The sequence below is a fragment of the Comamonas odontotermitis genome (assembly GCF_040396735.1).
GTDB lineage: Bacteria > Pseudomonadota > Gammaproteobacteria > Burkholderiales > Burkholderiaceae_C > Comamonas > Comamonas odontotermitis_C.
In genome coordinates, this window is sequence record NZ_JBEBNZ010000005.1 from 96624 (window position 1) to 122219 (window position 25596).

At 62.9% G+C, this 25596-nt stretch carries 21 protein-coding genes; 7 read left to right on the forward strand and 14 right to left on the reverse strand.

Features of this window, described 5'->3' with window-relative positions:
• Positions 1 to 99: 99 nt before the first annotated feature.
• The 8 genes from ACH2DG_RS07220 to ACH2DG_RS07255 all read right to left on the reverse strand — a co-directional run bounded on the left by ACH2DG_RS07220 (position 100) and on the right by ACH2DG_RS07255 (position 9502).
• Positions 100 to 1578: an amidohydrolase family protein gene (locus ACH2DG_RS07220; RefSeq protein ID WP_395025118.1), complete on the reverse strand. Its 1479-nt coding sequence runs from the start codon at positions 1576 to 1578 to the stop codon at positions 100 to 102.
• A gap of 23 nt (positions 1579 to 1601) precedes the next feature.
• Positions 1602 to 2609 (reverse strand): MurR/RpiR family transcriptional regulator, encoded by a 1008-nt coding sequence (locus tag ACH2DG_RS07225; RefSeq protein ID WP_395025119.1) that lies wholly within the window; start codon positions 2607 to 2609, stop codon positions 1602 to 1604.
• A 1-nt stretch (position 2610) separates the two neighbouring features.
• A complete protein-coding gene (locus ACH2DG_RS07230; RefSeq protein ID WP_395025120.1) occupies positions 2611 to 3882 on the reverse strand; it encodes an amino acid deaminase in 1272 nt (423 codons plus the stop codon).
• A gap of 10 nt (positions 3883 to 3892) precedes the next feature.
• Positions 3893 to 4912, reverse strand: a complete 1020-nt coding sequence (locus ACH2DG_RS07235; RefSeq protein ID WP_395025212.1) for an ABC transporter ATP-binding protein — start codon at positions 4910 to 4912, stop codon at positions 3893 to 3895.
• 2 nt (positions 4913 to 4914) lie between these two features.
• Entirely contained in the window at positions 4915 to 5979 is a 1065-nt protein-coding gene (locus ACH2DG_RS07240) for an ABC transporter ATP-binding protein (protein WP_224153199.1), read from the reverse strand.
• Positions 5980 to 6041: 62 nt separating this feature from the next.
• Positions 6042 to 6947: an ABC transporter permease gene (locus tag ACH2DG_RS07245; protein WP_395025121.1), complete on the reverse strand. Its 906-nt coding sequence runs from the start codon at positions 6945 to 6947 to the stop codon at positions 6042 to 6044.
• Entirely contained in the window at positions 6947 to 7897 is a 951-nt protein-coding gene (locus ACH2DG_RS07250) for an ABC transporter permease (protein ID WP_395025122.1), read from the reverse strand. The genes ACH2DG_RS07245 and ACH2DG_RS07250 overlap by 1 nt, the downstream gene beginning before the upstream one ends.
• Positions 7898 to 7927: 30 nt before the next feature.
• Positions 7928 to 9502 carry an ABC transporter substrate-binding protein gene (locus ACH2DG_RS07255; RefSeq protein WP_395025123.1) on the reverse strand — a complete coding sequence of 525 codons (1575 nt, stop codon included), beginning with the start codon at positions 9500 to 9502 and terminating at the stop codon, positions 7928 to 7930.
• A 135-nt stretch (positions 9503 to 9637) separates the two neighbouring features.
• Between ACH2DG_RS07255 and ACH2DG_RS07260 the strand changes: the two genes are divergently transcribed.
• From ACH2DG_RS07260 to ACH2DG_RS07270, 3 genes are all read left to right on the forward strand, one after another.
• Positions 9638 to 10024, forward strand: coding sequence for a RidA family protein (locus tag ACH2DG_RS07260; RefSeq protein ID WP_184708833.1), 387 nt, complete (start codon positions 9638 to 9640; stop codon positions 10022 to 10024).
• A gap of 132 nt (positions 10025 to 10156) precedes the next feature.
• Entirely contained in the window at positions 10157 to 11125 is a 969-nt protein-coding gene (locus ACH2DG_RS07265; protein ID WP_395025124.1) for a 2-dehydro-3-deoxygalactonokinase, read from the forward strand.
• A complete protein-coding gene (locus ACH2DG_RS07270) occupies positions 11122 to 11760 on the forward strand; it encodes a 2-dehydro-3-deoxy-6-phosphogalactonate aldolase (protein WP_395025125.1) in 639 nt (212 codons plus the stop codon). The genes ACH2DG_RS07265 and ACH2DG_RS07270 overlap by 4 nt, the downstream gene beginning before the upstream one ends.
• A gap of 70 nt (positions 11761 to 11830) precedes the next feature.
• Here the strand turns inward: ACH2DG_RS07270 and ACH2DG_RS07275 are convergent, their stop codons facing one another.
• From ACH2DG_RS07275 to ACH2DG_RS07285, 3 genes are all read right to left on the reverse strand, one after another.
• Positions 11831 to 13585, reverse strand: coding sequence for a dipeptidase (locus ACH2DG_RS07275; RefSeq protein WP_395025126.1), 1755 nt, complete (start codon positions 13583 to 13585; stop codon positions 11831 to 11833).
• Between the two features lie 117 nt (positions 13586 to 13702).
• The gene (locus tag ACH2DG_RS07280) at positions 13703 to 14647 is read right to left on the reverse strand and encodes a LysR family transcriptional regulator (protein WP_395025127.1); all 945 of its coding nucleotides are present in this window, start codon (positions 14645 to 14647) and stop codon (positions 13703 to 13705) included.
• Between the two features lie 15 nt (positions 14648 to 14662).
• Positions 14663 to 15637, reverse strand: coding sequence for a quinone oxidoreductase family protein (locus ACH2DG_RS07285; protein ID WP_395025128.1), 975 nt, complete (start codon positions 15635 to 15637; stop codon positions 14663 to 14665).
• Between the two features lie 447 nt (positions 15638 to 16084).
• Between ACH2DG_RS07285 and ACH2DG_RS07290 the strand changes: the two genes are divergently transcribed.
• From ACH2DG_RS07290 to ACH2DG_RS07300, 3 genes are all read left to right on the forward strand, one after another.
• Complete coding sequence (locus ACH2DG_RS07290) at positions 16085 to 17731, forward strand: hypothetical protein (protein ID WP_395025129.1); 1647 nt, start codon at positions 16085 to 16087, stop codon at positions 17729 to 17731.
• Between the two features lie 89 nt (positions 17732 to 17820).
• The gene (locus ACH2DG_RS07295) at positions 17821 to 19422 is read left to right on the forward strand and encodes a hypothetical protein (RefSeq protein ID WP_395025130.1); all 1602 of its coding nucleotides are present in this window, start codon (positions 17821 to 17823) and stop codon (positions 19420 to 19422) included.
• Between the two features lie 133 nt (positions 19423 to 19555).
• The gene (locus tag ACH2DG_RS07300) at positions 19556 to 20371 is read left to right on the forward strand and encodes a hypothetical protein (protein WP_395025131.1); all 816 of its coding nucleotides are present in this window, start codon (positions 19556 to 19558) and stop codon (positions 20369 to 20371) included.
• A gap of 355 nt (positions 20372 to 20726) precedes the next feature.
• On the opposite strand, the gene dtd is transcribed toward ACH2DG_RS07300, so the two are convergent.
• From dtd to dbpA, 3 genes are all read right to left on the reverse strand, one after another.
• On the reverse strand, positions 20727 to 21182 hold the full coding sequence (dtd, locus tag ACH2DG_RS07305) for a D-aminoacyl-tRNA deacylase (protein ID WP_395025132.1): 456 nt from the start codon (positions 21180 to 21182) through the stop codon (positions 20727 to 20729).
• A gap of 110 nt (positions 21183 to 21292) precedes the next feature.
• On the reverse strand, positions 21293 to 22222 hold the full coding sequence (locus ACH2DG_RS07310) for a cation diffusion facilitator family transporter (protein ID WP_395025134.1): 930 nt from the start codon (positions 22220 to 22222) through the stop codon (positions 21293 to 21295).
• A gap of 48 nt (positions 22223 to 22270) precedes the next feature.
• A complete protein-coding gene (gene dbpA, locus ACH2DG_RS07315; protein ID WP_395025135.1) occupies positions 22271 to 23683 on the reverse strand; it encodes an ATP-dependent RNA helicase DbpA in 1413 nt (470 codons plus the stop codon).
• Positions 23684 to 23814: 131 nt separating this feature from the next.
• Here dbpA and ACH2DG_RS07320 point away from each other — a divergent pair, with 131 nt between their 5' ends.
• Positions 23815 to 25299, forward strand: coding sequence for an AMP nucleosidase (locus tag ACH2DG_RS07320; protein ID WP_395025136.1), 1485 nt, complete (start codon positions 23815 to 23817; stop codon positions 25297 to 25299).
• The last annotated feature ends 297 nt before the right edge of the window (positions 25300 to 25596 follow it).

The window sequence follows — 25596 nt, forward strand, 5'->3', positions numbered from 1 at the left end:
ACGGATGGTTTGATTCGAAAATCGAATGATCAACCAAGCGTGCTGCCCGCATAGAAAAGCGCCCTCATGGGGCGCTGCTGCATTCGGGTAGCCAGCCGGTCAGGCCGTGCCGCGGCGCACAAAGCGGCCGCCGCGCTGGGGCAAGGCACCATCTTGCTCGGTATAACTGAGCACCCCGTTGACCCACACCGCCTCCACCCCCGCGCTCAGTTGCTTGGGGTCTTCAAACGTGGCGCGGTCCTGGATGCGCGCCGGGTCAAACACCACCACGTCGGCCGCCTTGCCTGCAGCCAGCACGCCGCGCCCGGCCAGACGAAAGCGCTGGGCCGACAGCCCCGTCATCTTGTGGATGGCCTGCGCGAGGCTCAGCACGCCCTTGTCGCGCCAGTACATGGCCAGCACGCGCGGAAACGCACCCCACAGGCGCGGGTGTGGGCGCTCGTCGTTGGGCAGGCCGTCCGAGCCGATCATCGACAGCGGATGGGTGATGACGCGCTGCACGTCGTCCTCGCGCATCTGGAAATAGCAGGCGTTGCCGGGCTTGAGCTGCACGCAGGTGTCGTACTCGCTCTGCCCCCACGCTGCCGCAATATCGCGCAGGTAGCGGCCCGCCACCTCGGGGTGTGTTTCGCTGCGGGTGATGAGGATGTCGATCACGCCATCCACCAGGTCTTCGCGCAGCACGGTAGAGCCCGCCGTGTACGGGTACACGTCCATCGACAGCTCCTGCTGCTGCGCCAGCTTTTCGGCCAGCGGCAGGGTCTGCAGCGTGCGGCCCCAGTTGGCCGAGCCCGCGCACTTGTGGTGCGACAGCACCAGCGGCAGCCCCGATTGCTGGGCCGTGCCTGCCGCCTCCAGCATGGCCTCCAGAATGCCTTCCAACTCATCGCGGATGTGCGTGGCGTACACGCCGCCGTGGCGGGCCGCCTCCGTCGCCACGGCCACCAGCTCCTGCATGTCGGCCGCATAGGCTTCGCGGTAGAAAATGCCGCTCGACAGGCCCAGCGCCCCCGCCTCCATGGCTTCGCGCATGTCGGCCGCCATTGCAGCGCGCTCGGCCTCGTTGGCTGACCGGTCCAGATCGGCCATGTGCTTGATGCGCAGCGCCGTGTGCCCCAGCAAAGCCGCAATATTGATGGCAGGCTGCGCCGCATCCACAGCTGCTGCATAGTCTTTCATGGTGGAAAAGCGGAACTGCCGATCACCCAGCAGCGACAGCGGTGCCATCGGCGCATCGGTCACCACCGGCGCCAGCGAAATGCCGCAGTTGCCGGCAATCACCGTCGTCACCCCTTGCGAGAGCTTGGGCAGCATGCCTGGGTTGTTCAGCGCGGCAGCGTCGTCGTGGGTATGCACATCGATGAAGCCCGGTGCAATCACCTTGCCGGTGCAGTCGATGGTCTGCGGGTCTTCTTGCTGCCAGGCCGCCATGGCCTCGGCCATGGCCGGATCGGCGGGTGCATCTTTCGCAAGCACGCCCACAATGCGATCGCCTTGCAACCATACGTCGCCCACAAATTCGGCGCTGCCGGTGCCATCCACCACCAGGCCGTTCTTCAACCACACTTTGCGATCCATGCTCTGCTTTCCAAAAGCTCTCTTCAATCCTGCTTGCGCGCCTGCTTGCGGCCCTGGCCGCCGTCCTTTTGGGCGCTGGCGCTTTTCTTGCGCGGCACGGGTGCGGGCTCTGCGCCCAGCGCTGCGCTGCGGCGCTGCTGCGCGGGCTGCTGAAAACCCATGTATTCGTAGCTGTCGAAACCATGGGTTTCGAGCAGCCGCTTGTACTGCTGCATGCCGGTGATGACGCGCGGGCCCAGAATCTGCGCCAGCCGCACCATCAAAATCTCGATCACCACCAGGTGCGCCAGATAGGCCTCGGTGCCCACGCGCATCACCGCGTCCTGCGGCACGGTGACGGCCAGCACATGGTCGGCCAGCTCGGCCAGCGGCGTGCCCGGCTGGGTCAACGCCACCACCGTGGCGCCCTGCTGGCGGGCAAACTGCGCGGCCTCCAGCGTGAAAGGCATGCGCCCCACGTGCGAGATGACAAAGGCCACGCCCTTCTTGCCCAGCGTCGAGGCAGACACCAGTTGCTGGTGCGCATCAAAGATCGCGTTCGATGTCAGCCCCAGGCGGAACAGGCGGCTTTGCAGCTCCTGCGCCATGAAGGAGGATGCTGCCCCCACCGAATAGCAGTCAATGCGCGTGGCCGCTGCCATCTTGGCCGCCACCTCGTCGATCAACGCGGCATCGAGCTTTTGCCCCAGGTTGGCAATCGCGCCCGCTGCGGCATGCACGATCTTGCTGACCACATCGCCCGTGGAGTCGTCCTCGCGCACACTGCGGTGCAGGTGCGAGCCCGAGACCGCCAGCGTCTGCGCCAGCGCCACCATGAATTCGCGCACCGAGTCATAGCCAAAGCGGCGGCACATGCGCACGATGGTGGGCATGGACACATGGGCCTGCGCGGCCAGCTGCTCCACCGTAGCGAGCACGGCAGCGCCCGGATCCTGCAGGATGACATCAATCACCTGGCGCTGCGCCAGCGGCAGCGCGGATTGCTGCTGCTGCAGCACCTGCAGGGTGAGAACGGGCCGTGAGGAGGGCATTTCAGAACCTTGTTTCGATGGCATCCACCAGGTTCCAGGCGTCGTCCACCACGGCAATCCAGCGCCACTTGTCAAATGTGGTGCAGGGGTGCGAGATGCCCAGCGACACGCGGTCGCCCACGGCGGGCGCGCCCTGTGCCGGATCGAACCGCAGGTAGGCGTGCTGGTCGTTGAGCGCGCTGATCTTCCAGCCGGCAGGCGCGGCCTGCGCCGTGGTGCTGCCGCGCACGGCAAGGCGCTGCACCGACGGCATCTCCAGGTCGTACGAGATATCGCGGCGGCCGCAGGTCAGCAGCGCCAGGCCCGGCTCGGGCACGGACTGCACCACCGACCAGACCTCCAGCGCCGCCTGCAGCGAATCCTGCAGGCCTTCGCGCTGCTCCACCAGCTTGAGCAGGCGCTGGTAGTTGCCATGGTCGTGGGTGATGTAGCAGCCCGAGCGCAGCACGCCCATGAAGCTGCGCGACAGGCCCGCGCCTTGCAGCAGCGGCACTACCAGGTCAAAAATGGCCGAGCCACCCGCGCTCAGAATCGGCTGTGCATCGGGCAGCAGGCCCTGCGCATCGCAGGCCTTGGCAATATCCACCACGCGGCGCACCATCTCGGCCACCGCTGGCACATCATGCGCAGAATTGCATTGGGCCAAGCCCCCTTCGTAGCATTCGATGCCGCCCAGGCGCGCCGCAGGCGATGCATGCACGGCCTGCGCCAGCGCCACGGCTTCGTCCAGCGTGCGCACGCCGGTGCGCTGGCCGGGAATGCCCACTTCAATCAGCACATCGAAGGCGCGCTGGCTGCCACGGGCCTTGGCCCAGTCTTCGATGCAGCGCAGCTGTGCAATCGAATCGACGAGAAACCACACCCGCAGATCGCTGTGCCGGGCCAGCAGGGCATCGAGCCCATCCAGATCGGCAGGCGCCACCACCTGGTTGGCGATGATGGCGCGGCGCATGCCCGCTTCCACCCCGACCGACAGCTGGTAGATCGTGGCAAAGGTCAGGCCCCAGGCGCCGCCTTGGAGCTGCATGTCAAACAGCTGGGGCGACATGGTGGTCTTGCCGTGCGGCGCAAACTGGATGTTGCGGCGCGCGGCGTAATCCTGCATCCAGCGCGCGTTGTGCTCCAGCGCCGACCGGCGGATGACGGCCAGCGGGTACGGCAGGTCATCGCGCAGCACATTCCAGCCGCGCGCGGCCAGTTGTGAGGCCTGCGTGGGCGCGGCCGTCAGTGGATAGCTCTTGCAGCGGTGGTCCACAACAAAATCGGGTTGCATCTCAAACTCCTCAGTCTTGTACTTTCCAGCAGGCCTGCAGGTGGCCCGTATGGCTGCCGCCCACGGCACGCAGCTGCATATCGGCCTGCGCACATCGGCTCTCCGCCTGCGGGCAGCGGGTACGGAACACGCAGCCACTGGGCGGATTCTTGGGGCTGGGCAGGTCGCCGGACAGCAGCGAAATTGTGCGGCGTTGCGCCGGATCGGGAATCGGCGCAGCCGCCAGCAGCGCCTGTGTATACGGATGGCGTGGCCGGGCGTACAGGGCCTCGGTGGGAGCAACCTCCACCACGCGGCCCAGGTACAGCACCACCACGCGATCACACAGGTATTCCACCACATCCAGATCGTGGGAAATGAACAACAAGGTCAGCCCCAAACGGTCTTTCAGATCGCCCAGCAGGTTGACCACCTGTGCCTGGATCGACACATCGAGCGCCGACAGCGGCTCGTCCGCCACGATGAAGCGCGGCTGCACGGCCAGCGCGCGGGCAATGCCGATGCGCTGACGCTGCCCGCCCGAAAATTCGTGCGGAAAGCGCTCGGCATGCTCGGGCCGCAGGCCCACCTGCTCCAGCAGCTCCTCGATGCGCTTTTGCCGCGCCGCGCCAGTCGCCATGCCGTGGGTGGACAAGGCCTCGCCCAGCACATCGCGGATGCGCATGCGCGGGTTCAGGCTGGCATACGGGTCCTGAAAAATGATCTGGATATCGGAGCGCAGGGGCCGCAGCTCGCGCTGGCTCAGGTGCGCCAGATCCACCACCTTGCTGTCCTTGCGGTACTGCAGGCTGCCGGCGGTGGGCTCGATCAGGCGCGTGAGCAGGCGGCCAATCGTGCTCTTGCCCGAGCCCGACTCGCCCACCAGGCCGAGGGTTTCGCCTGGAAAGATGTCGAACGAAACGTTGTCGACCGCGCGCACCGGGTGCGCGCCCGAGCCAAATTGCTTGCTCAGCTGCTGGATGCGGACCAGCGGTTGCGCGGCGGCGGCTTCGGGCGCGCCACCAGCGGCACGGTCCAGGGTATCGGTCATGCTCATGCGCTTTCTCCTGCGCGGATGCAGCGCACCTGGCGCGCGGGCCAGCTGTCTGCGTTCAATACGTCCAAGCCCGGCATGGCGGCTTCGCAGGCGGGCAGCTTCAGGCTGCAGCGTGGTGCAAAGGCGCAGCCGGGAGGTGGGCTCAGCAGGCTGGAGACCTGGCCGGGAATGGCGTCAAGCCTGCGCTTGGGCACGAAGGCGGGCTTGCCGCCTGCGCGCATGGCAGAGGCGGCAGCCTCCAGCTCACGCTTGCGCGCCATGCCCGGCAGGCAGCCCAGCAGGCCCTGGGTGTAGGGGTGCTTGGGCGCGGCAAACAGATCGTGCACGCTGGCGGTCTCGACAATGCGGCCGGCATACATCACCGCAATCGCATCGGCGTACTGCGCCACCACGCCCAGGTTGTGGGTCACAAACAGAATGCTCATGCCCGTCTCCTTCTGCAGCCGCCCCATCAGCGCCAGAATCTGGGCCTGGATCGTCACATCGAGCGCCGTGGTGGGCTCGTCGGCGATCAGCAAGGTCGGGTTGCAGGCCATGGCCAGCGCAATCATCACGCGCTGGCGCATGCCGCCTGAGAGCTGGTGCGGATACTCATGCACGCGCTGTGCCGCAGCCGGAATCTCGACCAGCTCCAGCATGCGCTGCGCGTGCTTCAGGGCCCCGGCCTTGTCCAGCCCCATGTGCAGGCGCACCGATTCGGCGATCTGCTCGCCCACGGTGAGCACCGGGTTCAGGCTGGTCATCGGCTCCTGAAAGACCATGGCCATTTCATTGCCGCGCAGCGCGCGCAGGGCGGCATGGTCCAGCCGAAGCAGATCGACCGTGCGGCCATCGCGCAGCACAAAGTGCGCCTCGCCCTGCACCTGTGCGTGCGAGGTCTTGGCGTGCAGGCCCATCAGCGACAGGCTGGTGACGGATTTGCCCGAGCCCGACTCGCCCACCAGGGCCAGCGTCTGACCCGGCATGATGCGAAAGCTCACGTCCGAGACGCTTTGCACCCGGCCGCCATCGGTGGCGAACGAGGTCGACAGTGAGCGCACATCGAGCCGTGGCGTGGCCATGGCGGGCTGCTGAGCGCTGGCTGCGTGGGCTGCAGTGGCAGTGGTTTGCGTGGCGGTGCTCATCATGATTTCTTCTTCAGCTTGGGGTCGAGCAGGTCGCGCACACCGTCGCCCAGCAACTGCAGCGACAGGGCCGTGAGCACAATGGCGATGCCAGGGGTCAGGATCGTCCAGAACGCCTTGTCGGCGTATTCCAGGCTACCGGCGATCATGGTGCCCCAGGTGGGAATCTCGGGCGGCACGCCCACCCCCAGGAACGACAGGCCCGCCTCGGCCAGAATGGCGTAGGCAAAGATGAAGGTGACCTGCACCAGCACCGGCGAGAGCAGGTTGGGCAGGATGTGGCGCCACAGAATCATCGGCGTGCTCACGCCCAGCGCCTTGGCCGCATCGACAAACAGCAGCTCGCGCAGCACCAGGGTCGATGCGCGCACCACGCGCGCCACACGGGGCGTATAGACGATGGTGAGCGCGAGAATCACGTTCCACAGCGATGCACCCAGGATGGACACGAGCGCAATGCCCAGCAGAATGTCGGGGAAGGCCATCATCGCGTCCACCAGGCGCATCAGCGGCGCGTCAAGCCTGCGAAAGTAGCCTGCCAGCATGCCGATGAGGGTGCCCAGCACCACTGCGCCCAGCGCGGTGAAGAAGCCGATCATCAGCGAATAGCGCGCGCCGAAGATGATGCGCGCCATCACGTCGCGGCCCAACTCGTCGTTGCCCGCCCAGTGCGCCCACGACGGCGCATGCAGGCGCATGCTGATGTTCATGTCGTTGGGGTCGGCATCGGTCAGCAGCGGGTAGCACACGGCAGTCGCCACGATCAAGAGCAGCACGATGGCGCTGGCCAGCACGATCTTGCGGGCAAACAGGCGCTTCAAGGTTTTCACCCATGCAGCGCTCGCCCAGCCTGCGCCAGCAGCTACGGAAACAGGAGTGGATGCGGAGGAAGTTGGTGCGTTCATCACTTGCTCTCCAGGCGGATGCGCGGATCGACCACGGTGTACAGCAGGTCGATGGCCAGGTTGATGAACACGTAGATGGCAGCGATCACCAGCAAGGTGCCCTGGATGACCGGGTAATCGCGCCGCAGCACGGCGCGCACCACCAGATTGCCCACGCCCGGCAGGTTGAACACGGTCTCGGTCACCACGGTGCCGCCGATCATCAGCGCGAGCGTGAGGCCCAGCACGGTGACGATGGGCACCAGCGCGTTGCGCAGCACATGCTTGCACAGCACCACGCCCTCGGCCAGGCCCTTGGCGCGGGCCGTGCGTACGTAGTCTTCACCCAGAATGTCGAGCACCGAGGCACGGGTGAAGCGGATGATCAGCGCCGAGTTGAGCACGCCCAGCACCAGCGCGGGCAGCAGCAGGTGCTGCAGGCGCTGGGCCAGCGTGGAATCCGGGTCGCCATAGCCCGACGCCGGAAACCAGCCCAGGTGCACGGCAAAGATCTGGATCAGGATGAGCCCGAACCAGAAGCTGGGTATGCTGGCGCCCAGCATGGCCACGGTGCTGACGACCTGGTCCGCCCAGCTGCCGCGCCACACGGCAGCGGCCATGCCGCAGGGCACGCCGATCAGCGCCGCAATCGATACCGCAAACAGCGCGAGGAACAAGGTGGGCTCGGCACGTTCGAGCAGCGCATGGGTGACCGGCATCTGCAGAAACAGCGACTGCCCCAGATTGCCCTGCAGCACCTGGCCGATCCACAGCACGAACTGGGTGGTGAGCGGCTTGTCCAGCCCGTACTGCACGCGGGCGGCAGCAATATCGGCAGCAGTGGCCTGGTCGCCCAGCAGCAGGGCCACCGGGTCACCCGACGCAAGGCGCGTGAGCAGAAACACCAGCACGGCGACGATGGCGAGCACCACCAGCGCGCCGCCCAGGCGCTTGAGTAAGAAATGCAGCATGGAAAACCTCGGGGCCTCTGGGCGCTCTGTTTACTTGGCGAGCGACGTGTTCCAGAAGAACGGCCACGGCATGGCGGTATAGCCTTGCAGCTTGGACGAGCGCGCCGACAGCGCGTTGAACTTGCCCACTTCCACAAACGGCACTTCGTCGTAGATCAGGCCCTGCACCTTGCCCCACAGCGGTCCGCGCTTGGCCACATCAGGCTCGCTGTTGAACGCGGTGAGCGCCGCCTTCTTGGTGTCGGTTTCCCACCAGCCGGGGGCGCCGCTGCCCATTTGCGGAGGCGAGAGCATGGGTTCGGGGAACAGGCCCGAGTGCGTCACATACACATCCCACAGCTTGGCGTCGTTGCGGCGCTGCACCAGCGTTGCCCAGTCCACCACCTGCAGGTCGGTCTTGAAGCCTGCGCGCTTGAGGTGCTCGGCCATCACCAGCGCCATGTTGTAGTGGAACTCGTACTGGCGGCTGGCCATGATGCGGATCGGCTCGGCCTTGTAGCCCGCCTTGGCAGCCTGGTCCTTGGCCACTTGTGGATTCTTCTGGTTGTACTGCTTGGCGCCGGCATCCGAGTAATACGGCGTGCCCTTGGGGAAGAAATTGGGCTCGGCGGTGAAGAAGCGTTTGTCGCCAAAACCGGCCTGCAGCATCTCGGCCGGGCCCATGGCCGTCTGCACCGCCTGGCGCAGCTCCTTCTTGGCGAGCACGCCTTCCTTGGTATTGAAGACGATGTAGGGGAAGCCGAAGTTCTGCGTCACGATGGGCACCACGTTGGGCGCGCCCTTTTCGATGCGACCCATCGATTCGACCTGCAGCAGGTCGGAGTACTGGAACTGGCCCGACAACACGCCTTCCACCCGCGTGGTGGCATTGGGCACGGGCACAAAGCGCAGTTCATCGAGCAGCGCCTCGCGCTTGCCTGCATAGCCGCTTGCGGGCTCGCTGCGGGCTGCATATTTGTCAAAGCGCGCCAGCACGGTGAACTGGTCTGGCTTGCGCTCCTTGAGCTTGTAGGGGCCCGTGCCGATGAAATCCTTGAGCACCGGCGCAATCGCCTCCTTGGGCATGATGCCTGCCATGCCGCTGGGCATGGCCAGGTGCGCCAGCAGCGGTGCGTACACGGCCTTGAGCTTGATCTCGACCGTGTTGGCATTCTTGGCCGCCATGCTGGCAATTTCCTGCCCTACGGCCTTGCCGCGCGCCGACACGTCCATCCAGCGCTGCAGCGATGCGACCACGTCGTCGGCCGTCATGTCCTTGTCGTTGTGGAACTTGACGCCCTTGCGCAGGGCGATGGTGTAGGTGAGGCCATCGGCCGAGATGGTGGGCATGCCTTCGGCCAGCATCGGCTTGATGTTCCACTGCGCATCAAAGGTGTAGAGCGGCTCGAACACGTGCTGCATGATGGTGCCCACCAGATCGGTGGAGCTGACCATGGGGTCAAGGCTCTGCGGCTCGCCGATCATCGCCAGGTTGGCCGCACCGCCCTTGGCGCCCGCCTGTGCCCACGCGCTGCCCGTCGGCAGGCTGGCGCAGCCTGCCGCCACCAGGGCGGCGGCCAGCAGTTGGCGACGTGATGTCCGGGGAAGCAGTGCGAAGGCGTTCATGGTGCGGGCTTTCATCAAGGGCGTTTAATAAGGAAAATTCTTTACATCACAACCCCTAAAAACCGGCTTTTCGTCAAAACATTGACAGTTTTTGGTGTTGTTGATGTAATATCTTTACACAAAGGAGATGAAACCATGCCAGTAGTTACCCTAGGCCAATCCCCCGTCGCGTCCGACCGCCTGGCGCGCCCGCTCTCGCCCGCCGTGCGCGCTGGCGACTTTGTTTTCGTATCGGGCACCGTGCCGACCGACGACCAGGGCCAGGTCGTGCAAGGCGGCATCGAAGCGCAGACGCGCCAGGTCTTCAAGCGCCTGGAAGAGGCACTGGCACTGGCTGGCTGCACGCTGCAAGACGTCGCCAAGGTCAATGTCTGGCTTGACGATCCGCGCGATTTCGGCAGCTTCAACCGCGTGTACATGGAATGCTTTGGCGAGCACCGCCCCGCGCGCTCCACGGTCGAATCGCGCCTGATGATCGACGCCAAGGTCGAGATCGATGTGACGGCGTACAAGCCGCTGTGATGTGCCACGGGCAACGCGGCCCACGAGCGCTGTAAGGGTCTTACACGCGACGCCGCTTTGCAGCACCCACTTCTACAATCCGCACCAGCGCCTGCACCGCACGCTGGTGCGTTGTTTTTCTGAGCTCGCCCCATGCCTCGTCCACCCACCTTCACCGCCCGCACGCCGGGCGACACCCGCCCGCCCCTCATTGCCATCGACTGGGGAACCACCTCGCTGCGCGGCGTGCTCATCGATGCGCAAGGCGACATTGCGCAGCAACGGGCCTTGCCGCAAGGCATTCTGCAGGTAGAGCCCGGTGGCTTTTCCGCTGCCTTTGACAGGCACTTTGGCGACTGGCTTGCGCTGCAGCCCGATATGTGCCTGCTCTCGGGCATGGTCGGCAGCCGCCAGGGCTGGCAGGAAGCCGCCTATTGCCCCTGCCCCGCAGGCTTTGGCGCGCTGTGCAGCCAGCTGCTGTGGCTGGAAGCTGCACATGGCATTCCCACCGCCATCGTGCCGGGCATGAGCGTGGTGCCGCAGGCCGGTGTGGATGCAGCGCATGGCGTGCCCGATGTGATGCGTGGTGAAGAGATTCAGGTGATGGGCGCGCTGCAGCTGATGGGGCAGGACAGCGGCCTGCTGGTGCTGCCCGGTACACACAGCAAATGGGTGCAGGCACAGGGGCGCGGCATCACCGGTTTCAAGACCTTCATGACCGGCGAGCTGTTTGCCGTGCTGGCCCAGCACTCCATTCTGGGCAAGACGCTGGACAGCAGCGCGCCGCTGGATGAAACCGCATTTGCACAGGGCCTGGAGCGGGCGCGCAGCAGCGATGCGCTCAGCCACCTGCTGTTCGGCACGCGCGCCCTCAGCCTGTTTGGGGCGCTGAGCCCTGCGCAATCGGCCAGCTACCTGTCGGGCCTGTTGATCGGCCAGGAAATGGCCACCATGCAACCTGCCGCCGGTACGCGCGTGGCGCTGATCGGCTCTGCCGCACTCGTGCAGCGCTATACGCTGGCATTGCGCCACGCGGGCTGCGAAGCCGTGGCCTTTGGCGATGAAGCCACCTGGGCTGGCCACCAGGCCATCTACCACTATCTGACAGGTACCCCATCATGAATCTGCTCACCCGTTTTCAGGCACTGCAGGCGCAACTGCCGCTGATCGCCATTCTGCGCGGCCTGCAGCCTGCCGAGGCTGTCGAAGTAGGCGCCGCGCTGCACAGCGCAGGCTTTGGCCTGTGGGAGGTGCCGCTGAACTCGCCCGATCCGCTGCGCAGCATTGCCGCCATGCGCGCTGCCTATCCCGATGTGCTGGTGGGCGCGGGCACGGTGCTGACGGCGCAGCAGGTGCGCGATGTGCACGCTGCGGGCGGCCAGCTGATCATCTCGCCCAACTGCAACCCGGCGGTGATCGATGAATCGGTCAAGCTTGGCCTCATCAGCCTGCCCGGGGTGCTGACACCCACCGAGGCGTTCACGGCGCTGGCGCATGGCGCGCATGGCCTGAAGATCTTCCCCGCCGAGCTGGCTTCGCCCGCTGTCGTCAAAGCCCTGCTGGCCGTGCTGCCGCAAGGCACCGGCATCTACCCCGTGGGCGGTATCTCGCCCGACAACATGGCGCCCTGGCTGCAGGCAGGTGCAGCCGGTTTTGGCATCGGCTCGTCGCTGTTCAAGCCCGGCAAGACGGCGGCACAGGTGGCCATCGATGCGCAGGCGTTTGCCAGCAACTACCGGGCGCTGCGCAAGGCCTGAACCTGCGAATTCCAATAAAAAGGCCCGCTGCGCTGGTAAAGCGCGCGGGCCTTGCTTCAAAAGAAGTGGATTACTGCATCGACTGCAGGTTGCCGATACGCACCAGCATTTCGGTGAACATCTGCATGTCGGCCTGCAGGTCAGGCAGCTCCTTGTATTCGAGCGCGTTGTGCGCGGTGTACTTCTTGCCGGGCATGGCGGGGCCAAAGTTGATGGCGTTGGGCATCAGCTTGGCGGTGGTGCTGCCAGCGGTGGGCACCGGCTTGGCGTCCAGCCCCGTGGTGTCGCCAAAGATGTTCAGCAGGGTTGTCAGCCACGCGCCCTTGGGGTCGCGCGCCATCCAGTTGCCTTGGGTGTAGTCGATCTTCACCGGCACCTTGGCAGCGGCACTCCAGTTGGCAATGCCCTTTTCCACTTCGGCCTTGAGCTGCTCGGGCGTCTTGCCGCGCGGCATGCGAGCGTTGGCCGTCACCTCCAACTGGCCGCCTGCCGCCTTGATGAAGTTGGGCGAGATGGTGAGCGGGCCCATGAAGTCATCGGCATACGCCAGCCCCAGGCCCTTGCCAAAATAATCCAGCCCGAACACGCCGTTGATGTAGCGCACCGCATCGCTGTACTGATTGCGCGCCAAGAGCGGTTGCGCGCCGTCCGCCATCAGGCTTTGCTGCAGGAACATCGCCAGGCGCGGCACCGGGTTCACGCCTTCTTCGGGGCGAGAGCCGTGTGCCGAGCTGCCGGTGACCTTGATGTCGATCTTGTTGGCGGCAGGCGCAATATCGATGCTGAACTTGCCGTACTGCTGGGCCTGCGCCACATAGGCATCCTTGGCGGCCTGCAGTTTCTGCGCGACGGCTGCCAGTGCAGCGGCGTTACCCGCCTCGATGCTGGCCGTCGCGGTCTGCGCAATCGCGTTCGACGAAGCCGCGCCCACCATGGCGGTGATTGCGGGCTGCTGGCCATCGGTCTTCACATCGGCAAAAAAGGCCTTGATCGCGCCCGTGCCCTTTTCGGCCACCACGGCCGGGTATTTGCTGTCGAGCACGATGTTGTACTCGGGCAATTGGGTCTTGGCGCGGTAGTACTTCATCGCGTCGCCACCGGTTTCCTCGGTGGTTTCGATCATGAGGCGAATGCCGCGCTGCAGCGGCAGCTTGGCGTCCTTCACCGCCTTCATGGCAAACAGCACGGTGGCAATCGATCCCTTGTCGTCAATCGTGCCGCGCCCGTACAGTTTGTCGCCAATGCGGGTGACCTTGAAAGGATCGAGCTGCCTGCCATCGATCACCCATTCCGCAGGCACCACCGGCACCACATCGGCGTGGGTGAGGATGCCGAACTCCTGGCCCCCGGCCTGCGGCGCCGTCGCGGGCAGGGTCACTTCAAAAATGCGGTTGTCCACGTTGCGGTACTGCAGGCCAAAGTCCTTGGCCATCTTTTCCACCAGGGCGCCAAAGTCGATGATGGCCTGGCTGTCGTGTGGTGCAACCTTGGCGTCGCGCACGGTCGGCAGCGCCACCATTTGCGTGATGCTGCCCAGTACCTGGGTTTCCTGCGTCAGCCGCGTGTACAGCCCCAAGAGGCGCGCCACATTGGTCAGGTCGTCGCCTTGCAGCGCCTCACCAGCCACGTAGCGTTGCACAGCACCTGCCACGCTCGCATCCTGCTTGGCAGCGTTTTGCAGAAACTGCGGGAAGGTCGCGGGCGTCTTGATCGCCTCGGCGGCAATCGCATCCAGTGCGGGCTTTTTCAGGGTGTCGGCCTGGGCTGCGGCACAGGCCAGCGCAATGCTGATGGCAAGCGCGGTGTGGCGAAATACGGTCTTCATAGGATCGGTCTCTTATGGGAAAACGAAAGAATAGCGGCTTTGCACTGCCCATGAAGGAAAAATGCCCGGTTTTATCCGCTGCGTGCGGTGCCCCATCGCCGCAGCGCGCGCCACACCTCAGGCAGCCACGCTGCGCCAGGGCATGGCCGCAAACGCCTGCGCCAGCCATTGCTTGAGCGCCCCCATGGCTGCCGTGCTGTATTGCGCCGATGGGCGCACAAGGTAGATGCCGCCCGGGTCGCCAAGCATCCACTGCTGCAGGATGCGAACGAGTGCGCCAGTTTGCACGGCGGGCATCAGGTGCCAATCGCTGCCCGAGATGATGCCCACGCCCTTGAGCGCCGCGTGCAGCAGCGCCTCGTTGTCATTGCTCGTCATGGAGCCGGTTACGCGCACCGACTCTGCCAGCCTCGCCCTGCCCTTGGCAGCGGGCTGCACCAGTGTCCATTCCGGAAAGGAGCGCAGCCCGGTGTAGCCCAGGCAGTTGTGGCGGGCCAGGTCTGCCGGTGTCTTGGGCGCTTCGTGGCGCGCCAGATAGCTGGCAGAAGCGCACAGAATGCGGTGCTGGTCGCACAGCCGCGTGGCCACCAGCCCGCTGTCAGGAAGATGGCCGATGCGGATGGCGGCATCAAAGCGCTCGCCCACCACATCCACAATTCGCTCGCTGTACTCCACCTCCAACGCAACCTGCGGATGGGCCAGGGCAAACTCTGCCAGCATCGGGCTGATCCAGCGCCGCCCCATCGTGGCGGGCATCGACAGGCGCAGGCGGCCCCGTATGTCACGCGCGCCCTGCGCTGCCTCCTGCTCGGCTTCGCGGATCAGGCCCGTGGCCTGCCGCACCTTGTCGACCAGCAGCCGGCCTTCGCTGGTGAAGTGCAGCTGCCGCGTGGTGCGCTCCACCAGCCGCACGCCCAGCCTGCGCTCGAGGGCCTGCATGCGTTTGGAGAGCACCGACGGGTGGCGCTCCAGCGCACGCCCCGCTGCCGCAAACGAGCCCTTGTCTGCCAGCGCAAGCAATGTAGCCAACTCATCGGCGTGCTGGCTGTCGAGCATCTCCATGGCGTCCTTCCGCTATCAGGGTTTGAGAATGATCGCGCCTTGCGAGCGCCCTTGCTCCAGATCTGCATGCGCCTGCGCTACCTCTGCCAGCGCATAGCTTTTCCAGATGCGGGGCGTGAGTATGCCATTCGACACGGCGCTCAGGACATCCTGCGCGCGGCTCTGGTATTCCTCCGCCGTGGCCGTATGGGCTGCCAGTGATGGGCGGGTGAGAAACAGCGAGCCCTTGGCGTTGAGCGTTCCCACCTCGATTGCAGGCGGCAGGCCCGACGTCGCGCCCAATGACACCATCAGCCCGCGAGGGCGCAGGCAGTCAAGCGATGTGAGAAAGGTCGCCTTGCCAATGGAGTCGTACACCACATCCACCTTCTGACCCTGCGTGGCTTGCGCCACCTGCGCGGCCAGCGTCTGCGCATCGAAAACAAACACCTCGTCGCAGCCTGCCGCCCGCGCGCGCTCCACACTGGCCGCCTTGGACACCACGCCCAGCACATGTGCGCCCAGATGCTTTGCCCACGCGCACATGAGCTGCCCCAGGGCACCTGCCGCACCATAAATCAACACGCGCGAGCCCTGGCGAACCTGCCCGGTGGCCTTGAGCAGGTACTGTGCCGTGATGCCCTTGAACAGTACCGCCGCAGCGGCATCGTCGCCAAGAGCATCAGGCAGTTTGACCAACCGCTCTGCCGGAAACAGCCGCGCACTCGCGTATGCGCCCAAAGGGCCGGTGGCATAGCCCACGCGGTCGCCCACCTGCAAGCCCGTCACCCCCGCGCCAATGGCGCTGACCGTTGCGGCCCCTTCCAGCCCCAGCCCGCAAGGCAGTGCAATCGCAACCGCCCCTTTGCGCTGGCTGACATCCAGCGGATTGACGCCGATGGCGGTCTGCGCAAGCAATACCTCGCCCGGCCCCGGCGAGGAAAGATGCACCTCTTCCATCTGCATGACTTCAGGCGCGCCGGTGCTGTGAATTCGAATCGCTACGGCCATGGCTTTTATCCCCTAAAACAATGAGAAGGCGATCGTATGCACCCCGAATCTATGCATCAATATGGTTTAGTACAGATAATAAATGCACCACATGCAGCAATAGAAGCGTGCAGCCATGGCCACCTGCATGCGTCAAAATTGAGCCGTGCGCGTGTTCATGGCTGACGGAGATATCGGGTGGGGGAGGGTTTTCAAATCGGTTGCCGATGTCACCTCTTGCGCCATTTACTACGGCACGGATGAGGACAGCTGAGAAGGCGCTGAGTACGCATCGCGCCCGCGCTGTAGAACGCTTTGCAAAATACCTGGCGTGATATTTGGGGCGATGGCCAGGAGCACTCCTCCACTTTCTGAAATTTGCCCCTCTATACTGTCTTTCAAACCATGGGAGACAACGTGCCGGGCAACCGCAATCATTTTCTGCGAAAAACCATTGCCGCAGCAGCAATGGCCGTTACTTTTACGGCCAGCACCACCAGCTGGGCCGCACGCGATTTCACACCCCAGGCGGGCACCTGGGTCGTCAGCGATGAGTTGAATGGCAAACCCGGCCGGGGCCTCGCGATTGACGTGCAAGGCAACACCTTCTTCATGCAGGTGTTTGGGTATGAGAACAATGGCGACGCCACCTTTTACACCGCCACCGGCCAGATGCAAGGCGATGCCGTGACGGCGCCGCTCATGCGCTACCAGGGCGGCCGCAGCTTTGGCAGTGAAGCACGCGATGCGGTGGAAGACAAATCGCTGGGCAATGTGACGGTGAGCTTCAAAAACGGCCTCACGGGTACGATCCAGTTCCCCAACGAGCCCGCGGTGGCCATCGAGCGGTTTCTGGTGCAAAGCGATGAACCGTCTGCCATCAACCCGCGCATGCAAAACGGCATCCGCGTCGTGCAGTTGCTGGTACAGAGCCCACAAGGAGATGTTGCCTACGACTGGCGGCTGGACATGCTCCGGAACGAGGACAACAGTTTCCACCTGTATTTGTCGCAGCCCACCGATCGAAGGACTGACCGGGTTACCTACAGCGCGTTTCAGGAGATGGCGTGCCAACTGGTCGGCGCACGCGCGCGTTTTTCATGCACCGCCATTGGCAAGCCTCCTTATATCAATACCAATATGTCTCCAGAGCCCGTAGCTGGCCCCTGGGTGGACCGCATGCAGTTCGAGCTGGTGGGCTATGAAGTCACCGGTATGGTGCACATGGGGGACAAGCAAGCTGGCTTATCGATGCCTGCGACCGGCTACAACGCAGGGGCAGATGCATTCGGCCCGCAGAACGGTAGCGATACCACCCTATGGAAGACGCATGTTCAGCAGAACTACCTGCAAAGTCATTTCTCGTGGGGAGGCGCTACCTGTGCCGGTTGTGTGCCCAATAAATACCTCCATACCTTGATGCCCATCAACGGCACCTGGGTCGTGGAGGACGAGCTGACCGGCAAGCCGGGGCGAGGGCTGGCTTTGGATATCCAGGGCAGCACGGCCATTCTTCAGGTCTACAACTACCGAGCCGATGCACGGCCCACCTTTCACATGGGAAGCGCTGCGTACCTGAGCAAAGGTGCAAGCTCACCGACAACAGCCGCCACCATTCCCATGGACGAATATGCAGGTGGCCGCAGCCTGGGCGGAGCCAGGCAGTCGGCGCAGCTTCGCAATCGCGCGGGCGACGCGCAGCTGGAGTTCGCCTACCAGCGATCCGACGACCAACCCCTGGAAGAATGGATGTGGTGGACGGTAGGCCAGCTGCAACTGCCACAGGAAGCCCCCGTGCGCATTCGCCGGCTGCAGCTTGAAAGACCGGCCAATTTCGCAGAAGAGATGCTGGGGCAATGGTTTCTGCCGCTGGTTCAGAAAACCATCACCCTCACCCGCGCAGATGGAGACACCGTGACGTCGGCAGACGACCTTGTGGTCTGCACACCCGTCACCAACCGCAAAGGCGTCGATGCGAGCTGCGGGCAGCCGGGGGAAAACGGCGCATGGGTGTGGCACCAGTTCCTGAGCAAGCCACTGATGAACCGTGGCGGCACCATGGTCCGTTTGCGCGACCGCCATGGCAATGCGGTGGGATTGGGGCAGTTGGATTGAGTGCAGATATTGTGCGGTCTAGCCCGATAGCAGGCCTCGCGCTGCGAAAGAACTTTCGTCTATTCCAACTCCAAGTTTCAGGAAACAAAGTGAAAAACACCAAACGTATTAGAACGCTACGCTCCGCTATCGCCGCCTCTGTAGTAGCTCTTTCATGCACAGCAAGTTGGGCTGCACGTGATTTCACACCACAGGCGGGCACCTGGGTCATTTCCGAAGAACTGGATGGCAAACCTGGCCGCGGCCTGGCGATTGATGTGCAAGGCAACACCTTTTTCATGCAGGTGTTTGGGTATGAGAAAAACGGCGACGCCACCTTCTACACCGCCATTGGTGAAATGGATGGCAATATGGTTACCGCCCCTCTTTTTCGTTATGAAGGCGGGCGGCATTTTGGAGGCCATGCAACCGATGCAGTGGAGTCAAATTTTCTTGGCAATGCAATTATCTCGTTCACCAATGGGCTTGCAGGGATTATCGAATTACCCAATGAAAAGCCTAAAAAAATTGAACGATTATTAATTGATAATCGCAAACTCGAAGATGAAACGTTGCGAAAATTCGACCATGTAAAATCCAGCTTATGGTGGGTACTGGACGAAGAAAAAAACTCGACACTTCAATTGTTTGCAGAGCTGCATATGCCAACTGAAGATACCTATTTACTTCGACTAAGTTCTGCCTCGTTCAACGATTACCTCTTTTACAACTGCCAGCGCATGGAAGGGGTCCAAAAATTCAACTGTGAAAGTGTGGTGAGCAATGGCAATTGGGTCCCTTTTCCCCAGGTGAAATTTCAAATACTGGGGTCTGAAGTGGTCGCACGCCTGCGGGATCGCAACGGCTCCCACCTCGAGGCCATTGGTGCAGCAATGGGCGTTGGCAAGTCATTGAAGGGAGCAGTCTCGTTGTGCAACCTCTACCAGTACACCTACATGCCTGGCATCGGCTGCAGCAATTGGCAAGTACCAGCAAACGGAACATGGATTTTTGCGGACGAACAGACCGGTAAGCCTGGCCGTGGAATCAGTGTGGATGTGCAGGACAAGACAACCATCTTGCAGGTATTTAACTACTTGCCAAATGGCCAACCAAGCTTTCACATGGGAAGCTCCATCCTTGACATGAGTTCGGACACAGATGCCAGGACTGGAGCAAGGAATATTCCGCTTTCTCGCTATGCCGGTGGACGCCATCTCGGTGGACCAGCCTCAACAGCCGCAGTGGTACAAGGTGACCCCGAGGCAGGAAATGCAGTCATCAGTTTCCGCGCACAACCGCCAGGATCATCCCAAGATTTTGTTTCCGGTAGCTTGCAATTGCCAGGTGAGGGGGCCAAGCCACTCGTCCGTTTGGATCTTGAAGGCCTTTCTCCTCCCGCGCGCCTGCTTGGGCAGTGGATCATGCGCTTTGACAATCTCAGGGAGGGGGGGCAACAGATCAGTCGGAAAGTCAATTTGACCACCATGATCGACAATGCCGCCATCAGCAATGATGGCTCGACGGTCTGCACTCCTTCAGGCAGCGACAACACCTACCGTTGTGATGCATACACCGACGCCCACAGAACCATAAAGTGGGGTACTTTTGATGCAAGCTTCAATGGTTTCACTGTTCATGATGCCCGCGCTATCCAGTTGAGAGACAGGTTCGGCAATTGGCGAGGCTTGGGTAATGTGGTGCTCGACTGATAGTCTCTAGTCGCCAGCGACTACAGCGGCCCCTTCTACAGCTGTGACGGAGCGCTCCAGAGCAGACACCCAATCCACGAAGGCTTGGGTTAGGGAGCAGTAACTAGTTGATGTCTTCATGAAGGATCTTTAGATGCAAGCCGTAAAAATATGGGCTTCTTATGCCATGTTTTTTGTATCCTGTTCGGCCTTCGCTGCTTTGCCTCAAACGGGCATGTGGGGTGTTGATTCGGAGGTCAATGGCAAGCCTGGTCGAGGCATCCAAATTGATCGACAGGGAGGAAATACGGTGATCGCTTCTTACTATGGCTATCGAGACGATGGTTCTGCTACGTTCTACCAAGCAGTGGGCATCATGGAAGATGGCAAAAGCTTCACTGCAGATTTAGTAGAGTACAAAAACGGAACAGCCCTGGGCAAAGACGCTAAAACTGGTGAGGTATCTCGTGTCATCGGCCCTGTTTCGATGGAATTTGACACCCCCTCTTCTGGATCTATTTTATTACCAGGAGAAACAGCGAAGCGTTTCTCACCTTTAATTTATGAAGACACCCAGGCCCGACTGAATAATTCTTTTAGAGTATTAAGGCTAAATGAAACCAGTCAGAATATCAATAATTTGCAATTTTCCACAAAATCCGACGATATAACAATCTCGATTGGAGCTGAAAACTATACATGCAAATTTTATGGAAAGTTAGTGACAAATGGCCTCACCTTTGAGTCCATTGCGAGTGGCACATGTTCATCCGGCCCTTCAATTAGCGTCTACTCCAAAAAATTTGAGGAAATTACTATTGACGAGAAAGGCACACTGTCCATGTCGGTGAGCGACATCGATCCAAAGAATCCTATCAATATCGCCATCAATGGACAGTACTTTGGGCGTTGTATCAAGGCACTTGCAAATATTGATGATACGACGACGATTCCATCCCCATGCGATTAATCTTGACTCTTTCAAAGGTCAATATCTCTTTGCTAAGTACTCGTCATTTTTGAAACAGGGGACGCAATCAGCCGGCTCTCAATGAGCCCATCGCCTTTTACCTATAAACAGATCAACCGTCTATTGGCGGTTTCTGCGCCCCAACGGCCTCTTTACAGCCCATCCTTTCGGTGCCTGCAGGATGGTGGGCTTTCATTCAAATAGGCAAAGTGCGCCGATTCATGCGCCCTGCGGATTGACAGCCTGTTTGGCGAATCTTCGAAAATTACGACCCAACGCATACAGGTGCCTTTCTATTTCATCGGTTCCGTTTGCTCCTGAATTTTGAGCACTGCGGGCCGATTGACGACTTTTCTTACCCCCCACCAGCCGGCGCCACCCGCAGCGGAATCGTCACCGGCCCGTCGTTCATCAGATACACCTTCATATCCGCCGCAAAGCGGCCGGTGGCAACTACCGGGTGCGCTGCGCGGGCCTGGGCTACCACGTAGTTGTACAGGCGCTCTCCTGCGGCGGGCGGCGCTGCGTTGGTGAAGCTCGGGCGGTTGCCTCCGCTGGTGTCGGCGGCCAGGGTGAATTGGCTCACGATGACCAGGCCCCCCGCCACATCCTGCACGCTCTTGTTCATCTTGCCGGCCTCGTCCTGAAAGATGCGCAGCTTGAGCATCTTGGCCAGCAGTTTGTCGGCCTCGGCTTCGGTATCGCCTTTTTCGGCGCATACCAGGGCCAGCAGGCCCTGGCCTATCTGGCCGATCACCTCGCCGTCGACTTCGACGCGCGCCTCTCGCACGCGCTGCAATACACTGATCATTCCAACTCCTCTGGCAAGAGCTTGCGAGCTGTGCATTACAGCCATGCGCAGCTTTCTGCTTCAACTCAATGCTCTTTTATTGATAGCTTATAGCGCTTATCTTGCAAGCGCTAAGGCATGTTTTGCGCGGCAACCTCGCTCTGCGTCTGCACGCCGATGGGCAGTACTTCGACGGTGATGCGGGCGTTGGGTACATCGCGCAGCAAGGCCGCTTCCAGTTCCATGCGCAGACGGGTGGCGTGGGCCAGGCTCCAGTCGCCGGGCATGTGCAGGTGCAGGTCGATGAAATTGAGCGCACCGGCGCGGCGTGTGTTGAGCCTGTCGCTGTGCACGGCGCCGCCCCTCTCGGCTTCAAACCGGCGCACGCAGGCATCAATGGTGGCCAGGGTTTCGGCGTCGATGGCCTCGTCCATCAGGCCTTGCGAAGAGGTCCACACCAGCTTGCCGCCTTCCTTGAGGATGTGCAATGCCACGGCAATGCCCAGCACGGCATCCAGCCAGTGCCAGCCGGTCCACATGGCCAGCAGCAGGCCCAGCACCACGCCAACGGATGTCCAGACGTCGGTCAGCAGATGGCGGCCATCGCCCTCCAGCGCGGCAGAGCGGTGCTGCCGGGCCGCGCGCAGCATGACCATGGCCAGGCCGCCGTTGAGCGCGGTGCTGATGAGCGAGAGCACCAGACCCCAGCCCAGCTGTTCGAGCGGCTGCGGGTGCAGCAGCCGGTCGACCGATGCCCACAGGATTGCCATGGCAGCGCCGAAAATCAGCAGGCCTTCAAAGCCGGCCGAGAAGTATTCGGCCTTGGTGTGGCCGTAGGGGTGGTCGTCATCCGCCGGGCGCTTGGCAATGGTGACCATGCCCAGCGCAAACAGCGCGCCCACCAGGTTGACGAGCGACTCCAGCGCATCGGACAGTAGGCCGACAGAGCCGCTGACGGCCCAGGCCACGGTTTTGAACGCGATGGTGGCAATGGCCACGACGACCGAGATGCGCAGCAGGTTCTCGGGCGTGGTCCAGCGGGATGGTGTGGCGTCGGTCATTAAAAATGATAGCTATTCGCGCTTGCGGGTGAAGCGCCAGCAGCTAATTTACAGCAAACGCGCCTTCACGCTCTTGCCTTTGACGCGGCCACTGTTGAGTTTGTTCACGGCCTGCTGGGCAATGCCGCGCGCCACGGCCACGTAGGTGGAGAAATCGTTGACGTTGATCTTGCCGATCTGCTCCTTGGTGTAGCCAAAGTCGCGCGTCATCGCGCCCAGCACGTCGCCCGCGCGGATTTTCTCCTTGCGGCCGCCGATGATCTGGATGGTGCGCATCGCAGGCACCATGGGCTCGCCGGGCGCCGGTTTCAGCTCCGACAACGGGTGCCATTCCGATTCGCGGCCCTGCAGCAGCTCGATCTTGCCGACCGAGCCCATCTCGTCCATGCTGGCCAGTGACAACGCCAGCCCTTCGGCGTCGCCCCGGCCGGTGCGGCCGATGCGGTGGATATGCACTTCAGGATCCGGCGTGGTGTCGACGTTGATCACCGCTTCAAGGTTGGCGATGTCGAGGCCGCGCGCGGCCACGTCGGTGGCCACCAGCACACTGCAACTGCGGTTGGCAAACTGCACCAGCACTTCGTCGCGCTCGCGCTGCTCCAGCTCGCCAAACAGGGCCAGCGCGCTCACGCCCTGCGCCTGCAGCACGTCCACAAGGTCGCGGCACTGCTGCTTGGTGTTGCAAAAGGCAATGGACGATTCGGGCCGGAAATGCGCCAGCAGTTGCGAGACCGCATGCAGGCGCTCGCCTTCGCTCACCTCGTACCAGCGCTGTGCAATCTTGTGCGCGCTGTGCTGCGATGCGACCTTGACGGTCTGCGGGTCGCGCATGAAGCGCTGTGCCAGTTGAGCGATGCCTTCGGGGTAGGTGGCCGAGAACAGCAGGGTCTGGCGTTCTGCCGGGCATTGGCTGGCTACGGTCACGATGTCGGCGTAAAAACCCATGTCCAGCATGCGGTCGGCTTCGTCCAGCACCAGGGTGTTCAGCGCCGCCAGGTCGATGGCGCCGCGCTCCATCAGGTCCATCACCCGGCCGGGCGTGCCGACGATGATGTGGGCGCCGTTTTCCAGGCTGGCAATCTGGTTGCGGGAAGGTACGCCGCCATAGACGGTGACGACCTTGATGTTTTCTTCGGCCCGCGCGAGGCGCCGGATTTCGGTGGCCACCTGGTCGGCCAGTTCGCGCGTGGGGCACAGCACCAGGGTCTGCACGGCAAACCAGCGCGGGTTCAGGCGTGCCAGCAGCGCCAGGCCAAAGGCGGCCGTCTTGCCACTGCCGGTGCTGGCCTGGGCAATCACGTCCTTGCCCTGCAGCGCCAGCGGCAGGCTGGCGGCCTGGATGGCGGTCATCTGCGTATAGCCCAACTGCTGCAGGTTGGCCTGCATGGTGGCGCCCAGCGGCAGTTGGCTGAAAGAAGTGGCATCCGCTGCATGGGCGGACGTTTTGGATGGTGCGTTCATGCCCCAATTATCCCGTGCGGGCGGTTTTCGGGCCTGCCCACCGGCGCTTACCCCTGCATCTGGCAGCGGGTGCCCCGGGCCATGCCACCGTTTTGTCATGCGGGGCACCCGGGGCCGTTGCACAATGGTGCATGACCCATACCAAACCTGCTTTTATCGCACCGACCAGCCACCGCACGGCGGAAGCCGCGCTGGCGCAGGTGCAGGCGATCTACGCCGAACAGATCAATTTCCTGCGCGCGGCCATGCAGCGCTTCGTGGCGGGCGAGACACCCGCCGCGCCCTACCGTGCCTGCTACCCCTTTGTGCGCATGCATACGCGCACCGTGGCGCGCGCCGACAGCAAGCTGGCCTATGGCTTTGTCGAAGGCCCCGGCCACTACGAAACCACGCTGACGCGGCCCGACCTGTTTGACAACTACTACGCCGAGCAGTTTCGCCTGCTGATCGCCAACCATGGCGTGGAGCTGGAAGTGGGCACCAGCAACCAGCCCATTCCCATCCATTTCTCCTTTGCCGACAACGACCACATCGAAGGCCAGTTGAGCGCCGAGCGGCGCCTGCTGATGCGCGATGTATTCGACCTGCCCGACCTGCACGCCATGGACGACGGCATCGCCAATGGCACCTGGGAGCCGCTGGCCGGTGATCCGCAGCCGCTGTCGCTGTTCACCGCACCGCGGGTGGATTACTCGCTGCAGCGCCTGCGCCACTACACCGGCACCCTGCCCGAGTGGTTCCAGAATTTTGTGCTGTTCACCAACTACCAGTTCTACATCGACGAATTCATCCGCCTGGGGCGCGCCGAGATGGAGAACCCGGACAGCGAATTCATTGCCTTCATCGAGCCGGGCAATGTGGTGACGCGCCGCGTGGGCCTGCCCGCCCAGAGTGCCGATGCACTGGGCACCCCGCCGCCCCGCCTGCCGCAGATGCCGGCCTACCACCTGGTGCGCGCCGACCAGTCGGGCACCACCATGGTCAATATCGGCGTGGGCCCGGCCAATGCAAAAACGATCACCGACCACATCGCCGTGCTGCGCCCGCACGCCTGGATGATGCTGGGCCACTGCGCAGGCCTGCGCAACAGCCAGCAGTTGGGCGACTATGTGCTGGCCCACGCCTATGTGCGCGAAGACCATGTGCTCGACGAAGAGCTGCCGCTGTGGGTGCCGATTCCTGCGCTGGCCGAAATCCAGCAGGCGCTGCAGCAGGCCGTGGCCGATGTGACCCAGGTGCCCGAGGCAGACCTCAAGCGCTTCATGCGCACCGGCACCGTGGCCAGCACCGACAACCGCAACTGGGAGCTGCTGCCCAACAACACGCCGCAGCGCCGCTTCAGCCAGAGCCGCGCCGTTGCGCTGGACATGGAAAGCGCCACCATCGCCGCCAACGGCTTTCGCTTCCGCGTGCCTTACGGCACCTTGCTGTGCGTGAGCGACAAGCCGCTGCATGGCGAGATCAAGCTGCCCGGCATGGCCAACCACTTCTACCGCGAGCGGGTGGACCAGCACCTGCGCATCGGTCTGCGTGCAGTGGGTATCCTGCGCGCGGGTGGCATAGACCGGCTGCACAGCCGCAAGCTGCGCAGCTTTGCGGAAGTGGCTTTCCAGTAAAGCCAGGCCTCACCAGGTTACTCACAAAAAGAGAGCTGCAGGTGCTGATGGATAAAGCGTCAGCGGCTCTTTCTTACTCAATTTCGCCGCCCGATGTGGACAGCATATGCGTTGGCTGCACACGACTGGGCGGCAAACCCTGTGGAATTCTGCTCCCCGCCGCTTCACAATGGTGCATGGGCAACCCCGCCCATTACCTAGGGATCTAGTCTAGGGTTCCTCTGCAAATCGCCCTGCCTTGGTCTGAGCGCAGCCTTGGCCGATCCGCCCCCATCCCTATGGCAAGGGTTCTGCAGA

Coding starts and splice junctions, on each gene's coding strand:
- ACH2DG_RS07300 (WP_395025131.1), top strand. CDS start 19,556: ATGCAAGCCGTAAAAATATGGGCTTCTTATGCCATGTTTTTTGTATCC.
- ACH2DG_RS07275 (WP_395025126.1), bottom strand. CDS start 13,585: ATGAAGACCGTATTTCGCCACACCGCGCTTGCCATCAGCATTGCGCTG.
- ACH2DG_RS07250 (WP_395025122.1), bottom strand. CDS start 7,897: ATGCTGCATTTCTTACTCAAGCGCCTGGGCGGCGCGCTGGTGGTGCTC.
- ACH2DG_RS07255 (WP_395025123.1), bottom strand. CDS start 9,502: ATGAACGCCTTCGCACTGCTTCCCCGGACATCACGTCGCCAACTGCTG.
- dtd (WP_395025132.1), bottom strand. CDS start 21,182: ATGATCAGTGTATTGCAGCGCGTGCGAGAGGCGCGCGTCGAAGTCGAC.
- ACH2DG_RS07220 (WP_395025118.1), bottom strand. CDS start 1,578: ATGGATCGCAAAGTGTGGTTGAAGAACGGCCTGGTGGTGGATGGCACC.
- ACH2DG_RS07285 (WP_395025128.1), bottom strand. CDS start 15,637: ATGGCCGTAGCGATTCGAATTCACAGCACCGGCGCGCCTGAAGTCATG.
- ACH2DG_RS07225 (WP_395025119.1), bottom strand. CDS start 2,609: ATGCCCTCCTCACGGCCCGTTCTCACCCTGCAGGTGCTGCAGCAGCAG.
- ACH2DG_RS07280 (WP_395025127.1), bottom strand. CDS start 14,647: ATGGAGATGCTCGACAGCCAGCACGCCGATGAGTTGGCTACATTGCTT.
- ACH2DG_RS07320 (WP_395025136.1), top strand. CDS start 23,815: ATGACCCATACCAAACCTGCTTTTATCGCACCGACCAGCCACCGCACG.
- ACH2DG_RS07270 (WP_395025125.1), top strand. CDS start 11,122: ATGAATCTGCTCACCCGTTTTCAGGCACTGCAGGCGCAACTGCCGCTG.
- dbpA (WP_395025135.1), bottom strand. CDS start 23,683: ATGAACGCACCATCCAAAACGTCCGCCCATGCAGCGGATGCCACTTCT.
- ACH2DG_RS07235 (WP_395025212.1), bottom strand. CDS start 4,912: ATGACCGATACCCTGGACCGTGCCGCTGGTGGCGCGCCCGAAGCCGCC.
- ACH2DG_RS07290 (WP_395025129.1), top strand. CDS start 16,085: ATGGCCGTTACTTTTACGGCCAGCACCACCAGCTGGGCCGCACGCGAT.
- ACH2DG_RS07310 (WP_395025134.1), bottom strand. CDS start 22,222: ATGACCGACGCCACACCATCCCGCTGGACCACGCCCGAGAACCTGCTG.
- ACH2DG_RS07245 (WP_395025121.1), bottom strand. CDS start 6,947: ATGAACGCACCAACTTCCTCCGCATCCACTCCTGTTTCCGTAGCTGCT.
- ACH2DG_RS07265 (WP_395025124.1), top strand. CDS start 10,157: ATGCCTCGTCCACCCACCTTCACCGCCCGCACGCCGGGCGACACCCGC.
- ACH2DG_RS07240 (WP_224153199.1), bottom strand. CDS start 5,979: ATGGCCACGCCACGGCTCGATGTGCGCTCACTGTCGACCTCGTTCGCC.
- ACH2DG_RS07260 (WP_184708833.1), top strand. CDS start 9,638: ATGCCAGTAGTTACCCTAGGCCAATCCCCCGTCGCGTCCGACCGCCTG.
- ACH2DG_RS07230 (WP_395025120.1), bottom strand. CDS start 3,882: ATGCAACCCGATTTTGTTGTGGACCACCGCTGCAAGAGCTATCCACTG.